Origin of the sequence: Aquirufa lenticrescens (assembly GCF_019916085.1) — a bacterium.
In the GTDB taxonomy this organism is placed as follows: domain Bacteria; phylum Bacteroidota; class Bacteroidia; order Cytophagales; family Spirosomataceae; genus Aquirufa; species Aquirufa lenticrescens.
Window position 1 is genome coordinate 1,796,936 of the sequence record NZ_CP049834.1, and the last position, 17,306, is coordinate 1,814,241.

Consider the following 17,306-nt stretch of genomic DNA (forward strand, 5'->3'; position numbering starts at 1 on the left):
CTGATTAAAAATTGCGTAAATTTACGAGCATTATGGTAGATAACAATTTTCAAGGGCCCGAACGTTACATCGGATTACTATCCAAAACCCTAATTTTATTTGGATTTTTCCTTTTAGGGGGCTTCATAGGTCAATTTATTGGTTTATTATCGGTTGTTTTAATTGTCGGATTTCCCACACAGGATGTAAATCAATTCCAAAAATCGGTTTTGGATTTTATGGCTCATCCCCAAAACTATGAAGGAGCCTTCCGTGCGATGATGGCTTTGCAGTGGTTTTCCGCTTTATTTACTTTCGTAGCTAGTTCTTGGGCCTATTTGCGTTGGTCAGAGAAGCGTGATTTAAATTCCCTTTCTAGCAATTCTAGCCCTGATTATCGAGTCTTTTTATGGTCAATCATCACTATTTTAGTGGGAATGCCACTTTTAGAATACATCATCCAGTGGAATGAATCTTTAGTATTGCCTGCAGGATTTGAAGAGACAGAGAAATGGATGCGTGCCTCAGAAACGCAATTAGCCGAATTGACGAAGTTTTTAATCGATTTTCATAGTCCGATGGACTTTGCTATTGGTTTAGCGGTCATCGCTGGATTAGCTGCTCTAGGGGAGGAATTGTTCTTTAGAGGTGTTTTGCAATCGCTTTTTGAGCGGTATACGGGTAATCACCATGTGGCGATTTGGGTTTCTGCGGGGATTTTTAGTTTTATTCACTTTCAGTTTTTTGGCTTTTTTCCGCGCTTATTTTTAGGGGCCTTTTTTGGATATTTATATGTCTGGAACCGCAATATTTGGATTCCGATTGTGGCCCATCTATTCAATAACGGTTGGACACTGACGATGCAGTATATGTACCAGCAGAAACAAATTGCAGTAAATCCGGAGAAATTAGGAGAAATTACGCCTTGGTGGTCAGTGGTTATTTCTTTGGCCTTAGTAGTGTTTTATATACGTCGGCTTTATACATACCGATTAGAAAAATAAATGATGGGATTAAGAGAGATGTCTAATTTGCAACAGCGTGTGATCGCAGCTATTATTGCGGTGCCGTTTTTGCTTTTCTGTGTGTTGTTTAGCGATTACACTTTTTTAGGTTTGTTCCTATTAATCGGTGTCGCGGCGCAGTTAGAATTTTATAAATTAGTAGGTAGTATCAGCGATAATTTACCCTTAACCTTTTACGGTACCTTTTGTGGCGTGGTGCTCCATCTGTTGACTTTTTTCATTGAAAAGGGGGAGATTGCCTATTCGAATTATTACATATTGTCGCCACTTTTGGCGTTGATTTTCTTCATTAAGTTATACAATGCCAAAGACGAAAAGCCCTTCAAAAACATCGCCTACACCTTCCTAGGTATTATTTATGTGGCTTTGCCTTTTGCCTTATTAACGGTATTGGCCTTTCTTAAAAACGAAACCTACGATCCTCAAATCATTCTGGGTTGCCTTTTCTTATTATGGGCGAGTGATTCTGGAGCGTATTTTGCAGGCACGAAATTTGGTAAAACGAAGCTCTTCGAACGCGTATCCCCTAAAAAATCCTGGGAGGGAAGCATTGGTGGTTTAATAGCCGCTATGATTGTCGCCTATGTTTTATCCATTTATTACACGAATTACGAGTCATGGCAATGGTTTGGAATCGGAATTATCATCGTGGTGGCTGGTACATACGGGGACCTAGTTGAATCCTTGTTCAAGCGAAGCATCAATATCAAAGACTCTGCGGATACGATTCCTGGTCACGGCGGATTCTTAGATCGTTTTGATGGTCTTTTATTGTCGATACCGTTTATTATCACCTTCTTGAAATTATTTCCAAAACTCTAAGCATTAACAGGCTTTAACAGCAACGAATTCATTTTTTGCTTAATTTCGGCTTTATGAAAAAACGAGTAGCTGTTCGTGTTTTGGGTATACTGGCTTTGTGTCTAGTATCGCTTGTTTCCTTTTCACAAGGACAAGACAAAACGGTCTTATTTCAGGGCCGAGTGGTGGCTTCATCGAATGCTGAATTCCTTCCCTTAGCGTATGTATTTAATCCTCAAGCGGGACGAGGTGCGTTAAGTGATAATTTTGGCCAGGTAGATATGTATGTTTTTCCCGGCGATAGTTTGGTGATTTCTTACATTGGGTATAAGAAGAAATACTACATTGTGCCACGCGATACGGAATTAGTGCATCAAGTGATTATTCCGATGGAAGAGATGACGACGATGTTACGTGAAGTGAAAGTATTCCCGCATTCCAGCGAAGAAGAGTTTAAAAAGGCATTTTTAGCGATGCAATTGCGGGACGCGCAACAGCGTGATAATGCCAGAAATAACCTAGAACAATCCAAATTAAACGTTTTTGCCTTGCAAGCTGGGATGGGAGCATCTTCAAATTTTAGAAATTTCTCTGACATGATGATTTCGTCTCAGGCCAATAAAAATTTCTTCAGTGATCCTACTCTTGCTTTAACCAATCCATTTGCCTGGATTAATTTTATCAAATCGATAAAGAATGGGGATCTAAAACGCAAGGATTATAAAAAGGCCTATGAGTTCTTGCCCAAGGAGAATTTGAATCGCCAAATGTTCTTACGTAGCTTGAAATCCAATTAAGGCTAACATTCTCCCCGTCATTCCCTTTTCTGTTCTGTGAGAGAAGAAGTCTACATTATTTTCCACCGTACAAGCTGGATCCACTTCAATTTGTTGAATGCCTAGGGATTGTAGTTGTGTCTTATTCGCCGCTTTTAAGTCCACATGCCATTTAGCACCTTTGCGCGATTTAAAGGCCTCATCAAACTGAGCGGCTACTTCATCTCCCACCTCGAAATGTGCAAAACTAATGCAAGGGCCTATGTAAGCTAGGATATCCTTTGGGTTAGACCCTCGGTTCTCAATCATGCGTTTGGCTGTTTTATGGACAATTTGCGCCACCGTGCCTTTCCAGCCGGCATGAATCGCAGCACAAACGTGCGTAACGGGGTCAGCTAGTAAAATGGGCGTGCAATCCGCAATCCCCACACCGGCAAAAACACCAGGCTGAATAGAAATCATTGCATCGAATCCGGATTGATATCCGGCTCTACCAGTCACCCAAATTTTATCGCCGTGCACCTGATAGGAGCGGGCTAAATCAGCAGGGGACACGCCTAGATCTGCACAAAAAAGCGAAAGATTTTGTTCGATGACTGCTGTTTCATCATCGGTATGGACACCTAAATTCAAAGAGGTATAAGGCGCTTTACTTAAGCCGCCGTGGCGGGTGCTAACACCCGCCACGAGGCCTGGAATAGATTGAAAAATAGTGGGTCTAACGAAACGACTAGGCGTCATAACTTAACCCATATTGTTTTAATACTTCATCCGGAACACCATTCCATTGGTTAGGTGTATTTCCTTTGTACTCTAGGTCTTCAATACCCATTTTAGACGTGTAAAAGCCAGTTGCCGTTAAATTTCGCATCAACGTGAAGAAAGATTCTCCTTGTGTTAGGTGCTTAGGCGTTTTACCAGGGTAAGCGATATCATCCACGATGTTAATGCGCTGTTTGGGCGTAATATCGATGAAGTTTTTCGAGAAGCGCTTATTTGATTCTACATCTAACCAACGCAATCCACCGCGCATAGGCGTTTTGAATTCCGTTTTGTCTTTCACGATGAACTCGATAAAGGCAGTTACGCCTGATTGTGAGGCGCTACCAGATTTCTTATCTGCTGGAATGATAATGTCAGATAACACCGTGATCGTCGCTAACTCGTGCGCGTTCAAGAATACTTCGGCTTTTAGCGCGGCCTCTTGTTCTGCCTCATCTTGCGTGCGACCATTCGGTCTTTTGACTGGAACTTTACCCAAATTTAAATTCTCAATCGCTTTTTCATCTGGATTGAAAACGGCTAAGCCCAGTGAACTTAAGCCCATATTTTTTAAATAGTCTCTTCTTTTCATCTTACAGGTTGCCTTTTTTGCGTTGATCGATAATGTATTCAGATGTACGTAAGGATAGGGCCAAAATCGTCCAAGTCGCATTTTTATCGCCTTGTGATACGAATGGAGCGGCATCTGCCACGAACAAGTTCTTCACGTCATGCGCTTGGCAGTTCGAATTAAGTACGGATGTATTCTTGTCATTTCCCATACGAGCCGTTCCTACTTCGTGAATGATACGACCAGGGTCCGCTAAACCGTAATTGTTTTCTGCGCCAGGTTTCTTACCTAAAGCCTCGCCACCCATGGAGTGAATAATTTCTTCGAAGGTGTCTTGCATGTGTTTGGCCTGCTTCACTTCGTAATCGCTCCATTTATAATGGAAACGAAGTACTGGAATACCGAATTTGTCTACAACGTTTGGATCAATTTCGCAGTAGTTGTCTTCGCGTGGAACCGGTTCTCCGCGACCCGCAAAACCGACATAAGCGCCATAGAAACGGCGGTAATCCTCTTTCAAGGTCGCCCCGTATCCACCGGCCGCTTTCTTAATACCATCGCGGTTGAAATTCTCCCGCCCATTTAGGCCTTCAATTCCCCAGCCGAAACCGTAGTTTGGCATTCCCATACCGCCACCATATTCGATGTGGTATCCGCGTGGGAAGTCTAATTTTGCGTTATCTAACCACCAAGGGGTATACACGTGCATACCACCAACACCATCTTCGTTATAGCGTTTCCGGTCAAATAAGGACGGAATAATCGCGGAACGAGAGGCTCCAGTGGAGTCATTGATATATTTTCCTACGACACCGCTCGAATTTGCGATACCATTGGGGAAGCGCGCGCTTTTCGAATTCAATAATAAACGAGCCGTTTCACCTGCAGAAGCCGCTAAAACGACAATTTTTCCTTTAACAGAATATTCCATCATCGTTCCCGTGTGTACATAGGAAACACCCGTAGCTAAACCAGTAACTGGATCCGTCATTACTTCTCTCGCCATAGCGAAGGGAAGTAAAGTCGTATTTCCGGTTTGGACAGCTGGTTTGACTAATACCGATGACGAAGAGAAATCTGCGTAGGCAGAGCAACCGCGGTTACATTGGCCGCAATAGAAACAAGATCCACGTTCAGAATTGATCGGTTTCGTTAACATCGACATTCGCGACGGATAAGTCGGGATGCCTAAGGCTTTGTTCGCCTTTTTAATCATTAATTCGTGTAGACGAGGTTTAGGAGGAGGCAAGAAATAACCATCTGGATCATTTCTTAGGCCTTCATTTGTCCCAAAAACCCCAATCATTTTGTCCACCTTATCGTAATAGGGCTTCATATCATCATATCCGATAGGCCAGTCATCGCCTAGCCCATCGATACTTTTTCGTTTAAAATCATCTGGACCAAAACGCAAGGAAATGCGTCCCCAGTGGTTCGTACGGCCACCTACCATTCGTGATCGGAACCAGTCGAACTTCGTTCCATCTTTTCGGGTATAAGGTTCACCTTCGATATCCCAGCCGCCATAAGCCGCATCGAAATCGCCAAAATTACGTAGCGAAGAACTCGCTCCACGGCGAAGCGATTCGTACGGCCATTTCATTTGGGTCATGTCTTTCGGATCTGCAGGGTCAAAAGGCTGTCCAGCCTCTAGTATGCACACTTTTGCTCCAGCTTTTGCCAGCGTGTGTGCAGCCATACCGCCACCCGCACCGGAACCTACGATCACTACATCAAAAACCTCTTGTTGAGATTTAATGTAAATAGAAGAGTTAATCATTTTGTTAATCTGGTTTAGAGAAATCAAAAATAGAAAAATTGGTTTATTTTTGTCATTAATAGAAAAGAAATATTTGGCAAGGAAAGCAGACAACGGAGAGGAGCCATTGAAAAAAGGGGAAACCCCACTTTCAAGGCAGTTTAATCAAATCAAGGCGAAATACCCGGGGGCTATTTTATTGTTCCGTGTGGGGGACTTTTACGAGACCTTTGGCCAAGATGCGGTGAAAGCCTCGAAAATTTTAGGAATTGTTTTGACGCGCCGTAATAATGGAAATGCCGATGCGGAATTAGCGGGTTTTCCACACCATTCGTTGGACACCTATTTGCCTAAATTAGTGCGTGCAGGCGAACGAGTAGCCATTTGTGATCAATTAGAAGACCCGGCGACTGTTAAGGGAATTGTGAAGCGTGGGGTAACGGAATTAGTGACGCCGGGTGTTTCGTTTAATGATCAAGTCCTAGATAATAAGCGCAATAATTACGTGGCGGCTATTTCTCTAGAGGAAAAAACGGCCACCTACGGAATTGCCTTACTTGATATTTCAACGGGAGAATTTATGTGCTCTCAGGGGCCTTTGGCCTATATTCAGAAGTTAGTCCAAAGTTTTCTGCCGGCCGAGATCTTGTATCCCAAAAAACATCGCAATGCCTTCATCGATGCGTTTGGAGAACAATTTCACAGCTTTACGATGGAGGAGTGGATTTTTACTCACGAATTCACGTACCCGCTATTAACACAACATTTTAAGACCAAAAATCTGAAAGGATTTGGGATCGAAAATAGTCCACTCGGCATCGTTTCTGCTGGGGTTATTTTACATTATTTAGCTGAAACAGAGCACCGCGCGATCGGTCATATATCTTCAATTCAACGCATTGAAGAAGATAAATACGTTTGGTTAGATCGCTTTACCATTCGCAACTTAGAATTAATTCATCCGACTCAAGAAGGTGGAGTTCCCTTAATTGCGCTCATCGACCAAACGTTGACGGCGATGGGTGGTCGTTTACTTCGAAAATGGTTGGTATTGCCTTTGAAAGAATTAAAAACGATCGAACAACGCCAAGAGGGTGTGGCAGGTTTACTTGCCTCAGATACCTTATTGGATCAAGTTTCCGACTTATTAAAACCGATTGGTGATGTGGAGCGGATGATTTCCAAAGTCGCCGCAGGCCGCATTAATCCGCGTGAATTAAATGCCTTGAAGAAGGCCTTGCAACAGATTCCAGAGATTAAAACTTTGTTATCAGCGTCTACATCACCGAGCCTTTCGGGTCTTGCGAACAGCCTTGATACTTGCGCAGAATTAGTGGAAAAAATTGACACGATTTTACGCGAAGATCCACCCGTGTTAGTGCACCAAGGGGGAATGATTAATAGTGGCTATTTAGCGGAATTAGATGAATTACACGGGCTTTCAAGCTCTGGAAAGAACTTCTTAGCCGATATCCAAAAGCGCGAAATTGAGCGAACGGGAATTACTTCTTTGAAGGTTTCCTATAACAAGGTTTTTGGGTATTATTTAGAAGTGACAAACGCTCACAAAGACCGTGTGCCTCCCGAGTGGATTCGCAAACAGACTTTAGTGAATGCGGAACGTTATATTACCGAAGAATTAAAGATTTACGAAGAGAAAATTCTGAGTGCAGAGGATAAAATATCCGTTATTGAATTCCGCCTATTTCAAGAATTAGTGGAGACTGCATTAGGTTATATAACTCAGATTCAGCAGAATGCACTCGGAATTGCCACACTCGATGTATTAGCCTCCTTTGCTACCGTTGCGAAGAAGAATAACTATGTTCGTCCGGCATTAAATGAAACAGAGATCATCGATATCAAAGGTGGTCGCCACCCGGTGATCGAAAAACAGTTGCCAGCCGGCGAAAATTATGTCCCGAATGACATCTATTTAGACGACAAAACGCAGCAAATAATGATGATTACCGGTCCCAATATGGCTGGTAAATCAGCTTTATTGCGTCAAACCGCCTTGATCGTATTGTTAGCTCAGATGGGATCGTATGTTCCAGCTGAATCCGCGATGTTGGGTTTAGTGGACAAGGTATTCACCCGCGTGGGTGCCTCTGATAATTTGTCCAAAGGCGAATCCACTTTCATGGTCGAGATGACGGAAACAGCGGCGATTTTGAATAATTTATCGTCTCGTTCTCTGGTGTTGTTGGACGAAATCGGTCGTGGAACATCCACGTATGATGGGGTTTCGATGGCTTGGGCAATAGCAGAACACTTGCATAATCACCCTACTTACAAGGCCAAAACCTTATTTGCCACCCACTACCACGAATTAAACGAATTAACGCAGGACTTCCCGCGCATCCAAAACTTCCACGTTTCGGTGAAAGAGGTCGGCAATAAAATCATCTTCTTGCGCAAATTATTGCCAGGTGGGAGTGCCCATAGTTTTGGTATTCATGTGGCTCAATTAGCTGGGATGCCTACGTCACTCGTTTTACGTGCACATGAGATTCTTCAAAACCTCGAGAAAGATCACGTCTTAGAAGATAACATCGATAAGCTGAAAGAGATGCCGAAGGCTAACTACCAGATGAGTCTTTTTGGCGCAGAAATTCCGGAAGGCCTTCAAAAAATCGAGGATCAATTAAAGGAATTGGATGTGAATTCGTTGTCGCCGATTGAGGCGTTGCTGAAGTTGAATGAATTAAAGCGATTGCTTTAGTTTTCTAATTCTAAAATTGTGCTGCGTAATAATTTTGTGAATTAGAAAACTCAATCAACTCTAAATCGCAATAAGAGAAATTGATTTAATTCATTCGAAAAACATTGCGCAGCACGTTTTTGAATGAATTAAATTAATTTCTGACATCTAGTCCCCAATTCAACTTACTTCTCAACGTCTGCAAGAAATCATCCCCTGGAATTTTGATTAATTTCGCCGAAAATGGGGCTTTTTTGACTTCGATTTTGAAATGGCTATCGATTACTTTGGAACGGGAATCCAACGAGATAAGGAAGTTTTTACTTCTTGAACTCACCTCAAAAGTTAAAACTGCTGAACTTGAAACGAGGAGCGGACGCACATTTAAATTGTGCGGGCTCATAGGTGCAATGATAAATATATCGGAACTCGGGATCACTAATGGACCTCCCACGGCTAATGAATAACCAGTGGATCCAGTGGCTGTAGACACGATAAGTCCGTCAGCCCAATACGAGTTTAAATAATTGCCGTCTACGAATGCTTTAATGGTAATCATCGAAGACGTGTCAGTCTTCATAATACCCACTTCATTTAGGCCAAAACCTTTACCATCAAAAAAGTCAACCTCGGATTCAACGGAAACCAAGCTTCTATTTTCGATGCGGTAATTTCCTTGTAAAACGGTGTCTAGTGCAGCGCTAATTTCTGGGGGTGAAAGGGTGGCTAAAAAGCCCAATCGGCCGGTATTAATACCTAGGATGGGAATTTCTTTGGCACCAATTTGAGTCAATGTTTCTAACAGTGTTCCATCGCCACCGATACTCCAAGCCATATCCGCAGACTCTAGCCCTTTTTCAATAGAATAACTGGGCACCTCCGCCACCGAGAAACCGTGTTCCAGGAGGTGATTTTTGAAGAAGTCGGAGAGGATGGGTTGGCAGTTTTTAGCACAAATATCCGCCCACATTTTCTCCATTAATGGCTTGGTTTCAGCCGAAAAGGTTTTTCCATGAATGGCTAATTGTACACTCATTATAGGTCAATAAAACGCATTAAATGATCAAAACGGTCTTGATCTACTTCTAATTGCTCCCCAAAAACAAAGGCTTTTTCTATGAAAATTCCGTGTCTTTCTAGGTTGGAAATAATCTTGCCAAAGGTCTCGGTTTGAACCTGAAGAACCACATTCGGTTCTTGGAAAAAACTGCGTACGACAAATCCATTTTCTTCCTCAATGATACGAATAATCGTACTCAAGCTATCTCGTGATGCTTGAAATGGGATGCGGATAATTCCGCCATTTTTATTTTCTAGACCTGAATTCAACAGTAGGCTTCCTACTTCATTTTTGGTCAAATAACCTCTAAATGATCCTTCCCCATTAGTAATGGCAATAACATCTAAGGTTGGTTCATCAAACCAAGGTAAGCTAGCTAATACATCCTCCTCCTCTTCCATGCGAAAGGTGGAAAAATGAGTTCTCAGATCTGCAAGGGATTGTTCAGACGATAAAGCCTGACTTAAAATTTCCGAGGAAACAAGTCCAATGAAATTCTTATTTTCGACCACCGCTAATGTATTTACACCTTGGGTGCGGAGCGTCTTCAGCGCTTTCGCGACTGAATCTGTCAAGCGCAACACCGGTAAATCATAATTTAGGTGTGAAAGCATTAACATGTTAGACGGGGTTCTGATTTAACCATTCGGTTAAAATTTCGTTGAATTCTGTAGGCCTTTCCATCATAGGTGCGTGACAGCATTTATCAATGAATCGCAGGGTAGAGCCCTGAATTAATTGATTGAATTCGTGTCCGACTTCTGGTGGAGTAATGGTATCATTTAAACCCCAGATCAGTAGGGTAGGAGCCTTGATATGTACAATATCTTTGGCCATATTGTTTCGCTGTGCAGACTTTGCAATGGCAATAATGCGCATCACTTTAGGAATACTATTCGTAATTTCGAATACTTCATCTACTAATTCTTTGCTCGCCGTTTTAGGGTCGTAAAAAGTATATTCAACACGCTCTTTGATAAACTCGTAATTTCCGCGCTTCGGATAAGAACCGCCCATCGAGTTTTCGAATAGTCCGGATGAACCGGTCAAAATCAATCGTTGGATCTTTTCAGGGTGACTTAGAGTATATATCAATGCGACATGGCCACCTAATGAATTACCTATTACGCTAAAGGTGTCCAAACCTTTAAAGTCTACAAACCCTTCAATAAATACGGTTAATCCTTCGCAACCAGCCTCTTTAATAGGCATATCGTGAATAGGCATCAGTGGAATGATGACTCTGTAATTTGACTTGAAGTGATTAATCACTTCAGCCCAATTGCTCAATGCGCCAAACAATCCGTGAAGTAATAAAAGGGTTTCACCTTGTCCTTCATCGATGTAACGGTACTCTCCTTCTTCCTTAATTAGGTACTCCATTGAGGATTTTTGTATTTATAAACTGCAATTTAATAAAAAGAATGTTAAACAATTTTAATTTTGCAGTGTTTTAAAAAATATAATTTATCTATGAAACCTATCTTGATTGTTGGTGGTGGAATTGCAGGTTTGCAAGCAGCCAATATTTTACATCAAAACAACACAGACTTCATTTTGTTTGAAAAGCAAGCAAGTTTAGGTGGGCGAGTTTCATCGATTAAAAAAGATGGATTTATTTTAGACCGCGGTTTTCAAGTACTGCAAACTTCTTATCCGGAAGTGCAGCGCTCTTTAGATCTTTCAAAACTGCAGTTACATTTTTTTGAATCGGGTGCAAAGATCAAAGATCAAACGTTTTTCAACCCGCTTCGCCGCCCTTTTGATTTGTTTTCGTCTGATATCCTTACTTTCAAGGATGCCTATTCGTTAGCAAAAATCTGGTTCAGATTACAAGGTGATGTGCCTGCTATAGATGGGAATAAGCAAACAACGCAAGAGTTAATCGAATCCTATACATTTTCTGATCGTTTTAAGAACGAATTCTTGATTCCATTTTTTCAAGGAGTTTTATTACAAGAGACACTATCTCAACCGGCTTCTTTATTTTTCTATTATTTGCAACAGTTTTTGTATGGAAATGCGGCGATTCCTTCGGGTGGAATGCAGGCTATTCCAGATCAAATGGCCTCCTATTTGCCTACAGATAAACTTAAATTAAATCAAGAAATTGTCGCTATTTCGCCCACCAGTGTTACCCTAAAATCGGGTGAAATCATAGAAGGGGATGCTGTTATTTTAGCGGTGGATTTGCCGGTGGCTGCGAAGCTTTTTGGGTTACAAACGCCTCAAACCTTAGCCTCTAGAACGTTTTATTTTTCAGCAAAAAAGGCTGCAACAGAACCCGCCTTATTGCGCTTAGTAGGAGAGCAACATTTACTTCATTATACGTGTTTGACGGATGTGAACCCGGAATTAGCACCTAAGGGAAAAGCTTTATATTCTGCTACGAGTCTTTATAATAGTTCAGAAAAAGAGGTGAAAGAGGTGCTTGAAAAGCAATTGCTGGGGCAAAAATTGACCTTTATTGAAAGTTTTGATATTCCTCATTCTTTACAAAAAGTGGACGCCTATGAGACTGTAAAAAATGCGGCCAATGGCATCGCATTAGCAGGAGATTATTTGGAATTTCCATCCTTGCAAGGAGCGCTACAATCAGGGAGGAAAGCGGCGGAAGAAATTTTGGACAGATCCTGATTTTCGTCAGTCAAATTATGGTTGATTTTCGTACCTTTGTTTGGTTAATCAAACCCTACATGAGAAAAATTATCTTCCTTTTCGCTGTATTGTTCGTAGCAGCTTGTTCTAGCTCGAACAAAGACTACCAAAAAGCGGCTTCCAATCCTGAGTTTTTAATTCGTGCGGAAGTGATGTTAACCGAAAGTATCATTCACGACATTTTCGCTCCCCCTGTTTCATCCCGTATTTACATGTACGCTAGTATCGCCGGATATGAGGCGGCTATTCATGGGGAGAAAGGGTACAAATCTTTAGTAGGTCAAATCAATGGTTTTGAAAAGGTCGCTCAACCCGAAAAAGGCAAGGAATATTGTTATCCATTAGCCTCTAATCGTGCTTTTTTAACGATGGGTAAGAAATTGACATTTGCACAAGAATTATACGAAGAATTCGATAAGAAATTAGAGGAGGATTATAGAGCAACGGGTATTCCGGATGACGTATATGAGCGTTCGATTGCTTTAGGTGATTCGATTGCTGAATCTGTGTTTAAATATGCGGCGAAAGATAATTACAAACAAACGCGCGGTTTTCGTTTCACTGTGACGAATGATCCAGGAACTTGGACACCCACTCCACCGGCCTATATGGATGCGGTAGAGCCATTCTGGACTAAAATTCGTCCCGTAGGACTTGATTCGTCAGCTCAATTTCAGGCTCCAGTGCCATCTAAGTTTGATTTGACACCCGGAACACCTTATTACAAAGAAGTGATGGAATCGTATAATACGGTCAAAAATCTAACGGAAGAACAGCGTAACATTGCTAATTTCTGGGATTGCAATCCATTTAAAATGAATATTACAGGTCATGCTATGTTTGCAACCAAAAAGATGTCACCAGGTGGACACTGGATGGGAATTGTGGGACAAGTTTCACGTCAATTAAAGAAAACACACGTTCAGGTGGCGGAAGCATTTGTGATGACTTCGATGTCTATTTTTGATGGATTTATTTCTTGCTGGGATGAGAAATACCGTTCAATACGAATTCGTCCAGAGACGGTGATTAATAATAGCATTGACAAGAAATGGATACCGATTTTACAGACTCCTCCTTTCCCAGAATACACGTCTGGACATAGTACTATTTCAAGTGCGGCGGCTACGGTTTTGACAAAATTATATGGTGATAATGTGGCCTTTAATGATTCTACGGAGATTCCTTATGGGTTGCCACCACGTAAATTTACCTCGTTTAAACAAGCAGCGGATGAAGCTTCTATTTCTCGATTGTATGGCGGAATTCACTTCCGTCCTGCCTTAGATCAAGGTGTGATTCAAGGGGCAAAAGTGGCAAATCAATTGCTGGCAAAAGTGAAAATAAAGTAATGAAAAGCGACATCACTTCGAAAGCCGACATTCAAACATTTGTGGATGCATTTTATGCTAAAATGCCCTCAGATGATTTAGTGGGAAAGGTTTTCATGGAAGTGATGCACGTGGATTTTTCGACGCATCTCCCTAAAATGTATGATTTTTGGGAGATGTTGTTGTTTCAGGGGACTTCCTATCAAGGAGCTCCTATGCGACCTCATTTGCAGATTAATCAGATTCATCCGATTACGCCCGCTCACTTTGAGCGATGGTTAGGAATGTTCCGCGAAACACTTCGCGATTTATTTGAAGGGCCTAAGACGGAAGAGGCAATTACGAAGGCAGAAAATATTGCTGCCACGTGGGCTTATAAATTGGATTATTTAACGAAACACCCTGCTTAAGATGATCGTATCAACCCCGGGTCGTATTTGTCTTTTTGGCGAACACCAAGATTATTTAGGATTGCCTGTGATTGCAGCTGCGATATCGAAACGTATTCAAATCGACGGTGATTTCAGGGAGGATACTATCGTGCATTTTTCGTTGCCGGATGTAGGAGCGGAAGAATCTTTCGAGCTAATTTATCCCTTAGCCTACACAAAAGAGCGAGATTATTTCAAGAGTGTGCTGAACGTGTTGTACCGTAAAGGGCATCGCTTAGACAAAGGTTTGGAATTAACAGTAAGCGGTAATATCCCAATCAATTCCGGAACGTCTAGTTCTTCAGCTTTGCTGGTTTCCTGGGTAAATTTTTTGAACGAAATCTATGATTTAGGCTATACCCAAAAGCAAGTAGGTGAGATTACCTACGAAGCGGAGGTACTTGAGTTTTCAGAGCCTGGTGGGATGATGGACCAGTATTCAACGGCGGTGGGTAATGTGATTTATTTAGCCTCTGTCCCGGAAATTAACATCCAGACGTATGCCAGAGAGTTAGGTACCTTTGTTTTAGGGGATTCGATGGAGCCTAAAGATACCTTGGGAATATTGAGTCACGTGAAGTTTGGGATGTTAGGTGGGATGAAAAAAATTCTAGTAAAATACCCAGATTTTGATTTATCGACAGAAATAGATCCTGCAAAATACCGCGACTTGTTAACTGAGGATGAATGGGTGCTTTTGCAATCGAATATTAGTGACCGCGATTTGCTGCTAGAGGCAAAAGCGATGTTTGAAGGAAAAATCGAATGGTCAGATGAAAAATTAGGTTCGTTATTAAATGAACATCAAGTAAATTTGCGGGAACACAAACGCATTTCTACTCCCAAGATTAATCGAATGATTCAGGCTGCGTTAGAGGCAGGAGCTTTGGGAGGAAAAATAAACGGTTCAGGTGGTGGCGGATGTATGTTTGCTTATGCCCCTGAGAATCCAGAAAAAGTGGTCGAGGCGATAGAGAAAGTGGGTGGGAAGGCCTATATTATTACAGTAGATAAAGGAACAACGAAAATAAAATGAAAAAGAGATTATTGATTTTAGCGGGTGGCATGGCCTCTCGCATGAAAAAAGCTTTAGCGGAAGAGAACAGTGATTTAGACCCGAAATTAGTGGCACAGGCGAACGCGGTGACCAAAGGGATGATTCAGGTGGGAAAGAACGGCAAGACGTTGATTGATTACCAATTATACAATGCGCATTTAGCGGGAATCGAAGAGGTGATGTTATTGTTACATCCGACGGATAGCGTTTCGCAGGAGTATTGTGAGTCTTTAATGGCCAAAGATGCTACTTGGGGAATGAAAATCGTCTTCGCTCGCCAGCAAATTGCGGCGGATCGCGAAAAGCCAGCGGGTACGGCAGATGCAGTATATCAGGCTTTATCTCAGCACACAGACTGGCAAACAGGTCGCGTGATTGTGTGTAATTCGGATAACTTGTATTCAGTGAATGCGTTGAAGACACTTTGGGCATCTGAAGTTCCGCAAGCCTTGATTTCATATCACCGCGATAGTTTATTGTATCCGGAGGAGCGTATTTCGGCTTTTGCCTTGATTCGCACGGATGCTGAGGGGTATTTATTGGAGATTATCGAGAAGCCTACAAAAGAGCAGGCGGAAGAATTAATGGCGAAGCAAGGTCGTTTAGGCGTAAGTATGAACGTGTTTGTGTTTGAGGCGAGTACTTTCTTGCCGTATTTAGCTAAGACTCCTTTCCACGCCGTACGTAATGAAAAAGAATTGCCTACCTCTGTTGTGATGTTTGGCGAAGGGGAGGGAAAAGGATTTTTTGCGATTCCATTAGCGGAAAATGTGCCTGATTTAACCTCTAAGGAGGATATTTTAGTGATGCAGAAATATTTAGAAGAAACATATGGCGATTTTTAAAGCATAGTAGTAAATTGTGAGTGATAACCTATTCACTCTATGACTTTATTCATCGTAATTGCAAGCCTTGGCCTTTTAGTACTTTTAATCACGTACTGGAAGGTCAATTCTTTTATAGCCTTCTTATTAGTTAGTCTTTTCGCCGGCGTTTGCCTGGGTTTACCTTTGCCCGATATTGCTAAATCGATCCAAAAAGGGCTAGGGGATACCCTCGGTTCTTTGGTGGTTATTTTAGTGCTAGGGGCGATGCTGGGTAAATTAGTAGCTAGTTCTGGTGCAGCTAAACAGATTTCAGGGACTTTAATTGATTTGTTTGGATTGAAAAACATCACCTGGGGCTTGATGCTGACAGGTTTCGTCATCGGTATTCCTTTATTTTACAATGTGGGTTTTGTTTTAATGATCCCATTGATTTTCTCTTTGGTACAGCAATACAAGATTCCACCGCTGATGGCTGGGGTACCTATGATGGCCTCCTTGTCTGTGGCGCATGGTTTTTTGCCGCCGCATCCGTCTCCCGCGGCTTTAGTGGCGCAGTTTCACGCGAACATGGGGGAAACGTTGATGTTGGGAATTATGGTCGCTATTCCGGCGATTGTTTTGGCGGGCCCTATTTTTGCCAAAACCTTAGCCCATCTTCCCGTCAAACCCTTAAAATCATTCGCAGCATCCGAAGTGGATGAAACGAATCTGCCAAGTAAAACGGCTAGCTTCATTGCCGCCCTTTTTCCGGTATTTCTGTTAGTGGGTACCACAATCGCCGAAGTGCAATTACCTGATTCTCCGGTGGTGAAATTCATCGCTGATCCAGCGATGGTCATGTTAGTGGCTATTTTAGTCGCTACTTATATCTTAGGGATTCGCCGTGGTAAGAAAATCGAGGAAGTGATGAATGTCTATGGAGAGGCAGTGAAAGACGTGGCCATGATTCTATTGATTATTGCCGGTGCAGGAACCTTGAAAGAGATTCTATTGGTTTCTGGAGTCAGCAAAGAAATTGCGTCCTACTTAGGTGGCTTACCTATTCACCCCCTTGTTTTAGGCTGGATGATGGCAGCCATTATTCGCGTTTGCTTGGGTTCGGCCACGATTGCAGGCTTGACTGCAGCGGGTATGATTTATCCATTAGTGGCTTCAGGCGGAGTAAATGCAAACTTAATGGTTTTAAGCATCGGCGCAGGTAGTTTGATGTTCTCTCATGTCAATGATACAGGTTTTTGGTTATTTAAAGAATACTTCAATTTAACGGTGAAAGAGACATTGCGTTCGTGGTCCCTCATGGAGACTATTGTGTCGATTACTGGTTTAGCTGGAGTGATGATCTTGAATCAATTCTTGTAATTGTTCTATTGTATCAGAAAAATACAAAATTTATCACTTTGCCGATAATTTGTATTTATCCAAATATTATACGCTTAATCAGCTGTTTTTCAGTATAAAAGACTGATTATTCTCATTTTGCTGCTTGATTATTCGTCATTTTTGATCTTTTTTTTGTTTGTTTATTAACATTTTGTTAATTTTCGAGCGATTGATTTATTTATCAA

At 41.9% G+C, this 17,306-nt stretch carries 16 protein-coding genes; 10 read left to right on the top strand and 6 right to left on the bottom strand.

Annotation, left to right across the window (positions count from 1 at the left end; genetic code table 11):
• Nucleotides 1-32: 32 nt before the first annotated feature.
• The 3 genes from G9X62_RS08065 to G9X62_RS08075 are packed head-to-tail and all read left to right on the top strand — an operon-like array spanning nt 33 to nt 2,602.
• Nucleotides 33-983 carry a CPBP family intramembrane glutamic endopeptidase gene (locus G9X62_RS08065; protein WP_223130220.1) on the top strand — a complete coding sequence of 317 codons (951 nt, stop codon included), beginning with the start codon at nt 33-35 and terminating at the stop codon, nt 981-983.
• A complete protein-coding gene (locus G9X62_RS08070; protein WP_261345506.1) occupies nt 984-1,826 on the top strand; it encodes a phosphatidate cytidylyltransferase in 843 nt (280 codons plus the stop codon).
• Between the two features lie 53 nt (nt 1,827-1,879).
• Nucleotides 1,880-2,602 carry a carboxypeptidase-like regulatory domain-containing protein gene (locus G9X62_RS08075; RefSeq protein WP_223130221.1) on the top strand — a complete coding sequence of 241 codons (723 nt, stop codon included), beginning with the start codon at nt 1,880-1,882 and terminating at the stop codon, nt 2,600-2,602.
• Here the strand turns inward: G9X62_RS08075 and pgeF are convergent.
• From pgeF to G9X62_RS08090, 3 genes are read right to left on the bottom strand one after another with little or no spacing between them, the layout of a single operon-like run.
• On the bottom strand, nt 2,579-3,322 hold the full coding sequence (gene pgeF, locus G9X62_RS08080) for a peptidoglycan editing factor PgeF (RefSeq protein WP_223130222.1): 744 nt from the start codon (nt 3,320-3,322) through the stop codon (nt 2,579-2,581). The two genes, G9X62_RS08075 and pgeF, sit on opposite strands and share 24 nt — an antisense overlap.
• A complete protein-coding gene (locus G9X62_RS08085; RefSeq protein ID WP_223130223.1) occupies nt 3,312-3,935 on the bottom strand; it encodes a gluconate 2-dehydrogenase subunit 3 family protein in 624 nt (207 codons plus the stop codon). The genes pgeF and G9X62_RS08085 overlap by 11 nt, the downstream gene beginning before the upstream one ends.
• Nucleotide 3,936: 1 nt before the next feature.
• Nucleotides 3,937-5,694 carry a GMC family oxidoreductase gene (locus tag G9X62_RS08090; RefSeq protein ID WP_223130224.1) on the bottom strand — a complete coding sequence of 586 codons (1,758 nt, stop codon included), beginning with the start codon at nt 5,692-5,694 and terminating at the stop codon, nt 3,937-3,939.
• A 58-nt stretch (nt 5,695-5,752) separates the two neighbouring features.
• On the opposite strand from G9X62_RS08090, the gene mutS reads away from it, so the two are divergent.
• Nucleotides 5,753-8,398, top strand: coding sequence for a DNA mismatch repair protein MutS (gene mutS / locus G9X62_RS08095; RefSeq protein ID WP_261345570.1), 2,646 nt, complete (start codon nt 5,753-5,755; stop codon nt 8,396-8,398).
• A gap of 133 nt (nt 8,399-8,531) precedes the next feature.
• Here the strand turns inward: mutS and G9X62_RS08100 are convergent, their stop codons facing one another.
• The 3 genes from G9X62_RS08100 to G9X62_RS08110 are packed head-to-tail and all read right to left on the bottom strand — an operon-like array spanning nt 8,532 to nt 10,820.
• Nucleotides 8,532-9,413: an NAD kinase gene (locus G9X62_RS08100; protein ID WP_223130225.1), complete on the bottom strand. Its 882-nt coding sequence runs from the start codon at nt 9,411-9,413 to the stop codon at nt 8,532-8,534.
• On the bottom strand, nt 9,413-10,051 hold the full coding sequence (locus G9X62_RS08105) for a CBS domain-containing protein (protein WP_223130226.1): 639 nt from the start codon (nt 10,049-10,051) through the stop codon (nt 9,413-9,415). Before G9X62_RS08105 ends, G9X62_RS08100 begins: the two co-directional genes overlap by 1 nt.
• Before the next feature lie 7 nt (nt 10,052-10,058).
• Nucleotides 10,059-10,820, bottom strand: coding sequence for an alpha/beta fold hydrolase (locus G9X62_RS08110; RefSeq protein WP_223130227.1), 762 nt, complete (start codon nt 10,818-10,820; stop codon nt 10,059-10,061).
• A gap of 90 nt (nt 10,821-10,910) precedes the next feature.
• On the opposite strand from G9X62_RS08110, the gene G9X62_RS08115 reads away from it, so the two are divergent.
• From G9X62_RS08115 to G9X62_RS08140, 6 genes are read left to right on the top strand one after another with little or no spacing between them, the layout of a single operon-like run.
• Nucleotides 10,911-12,074, top strand: coding sequence for a protoporphyrinogen/coproporphyrinogen oxidase (locus tag G9X62_RS08115; RefSeq protein ID WP_223130228.1), 1,164 nt, complete (start codon nt 10,911-10,913; stop codon nt 12,072-12,074).
• A 59-nt stretch (nt 12,075-12,133) separates the two neighbouring features.
• Nucleotides 12,134-13,447 (top strand): vanadium-dependent haloperoxidase, encoded by a 1,314-nt coding sequence (locus G9X62_RS08120; protein WP_223130229.1) that lies wholly within the window; start codon nt 12,134-12,136, stop codon nt 13,445-13,447.
• Nucleotides 13,447-13,836: a group III truncated hemoglobin gene (locus tag G9X62_RS08125; protein ID WP_223130230.1), complete on the top strand. Its 390-nt coding sequence runs from the start codon at nt 13,447-13,449 to the stop codon at nt 13,834-13,836. The genes G9X62_RS08120 and G9X62_RS08125 overlap by 1 nt, the downstream gene beginning before the upstream one ends.
• Nucleotide 13,837: 1 nt before the next feature.
• Entirely contained in the window at nt 13,838-14,893 is a 1,056-nt protein-coding gene (locus G9X62_RS08130) for a GHMP family kinase ATP-binding protein (RefSeq protein ID WP_223130231.1), read from the top strand.
• Complete coding sequence (locus G9X62_RS08135; RefSeq protein WP_223130232.1) at nt 14,890-15,759, top strand: sugar phosphate nucleotidyltransferase; 870 nt, start codon at nt 14,890-14,892, stop codon at nt 15,757-15,759. The genes G9X62_RS08130 and G9X62_RS08135 overlap by 4 nt, the downstream gene beginning before the upstream one ends.
• A 39-nt stretch (nt 15,760-15,798) precedes the next feature.
• Nucleotides 15,799-17,100, top strand: coding sequence for a gluconate:H+ symporter (locus G9X62_RS08140; RefSeq protein ID WP_223130233.1), 1,302 nt, complete (start codon nt 15,799-15,801; stop codon nt 17,098-17,100).
• Nucleotides 17,101-17,306: the final 206 nt, after the last annotated feature.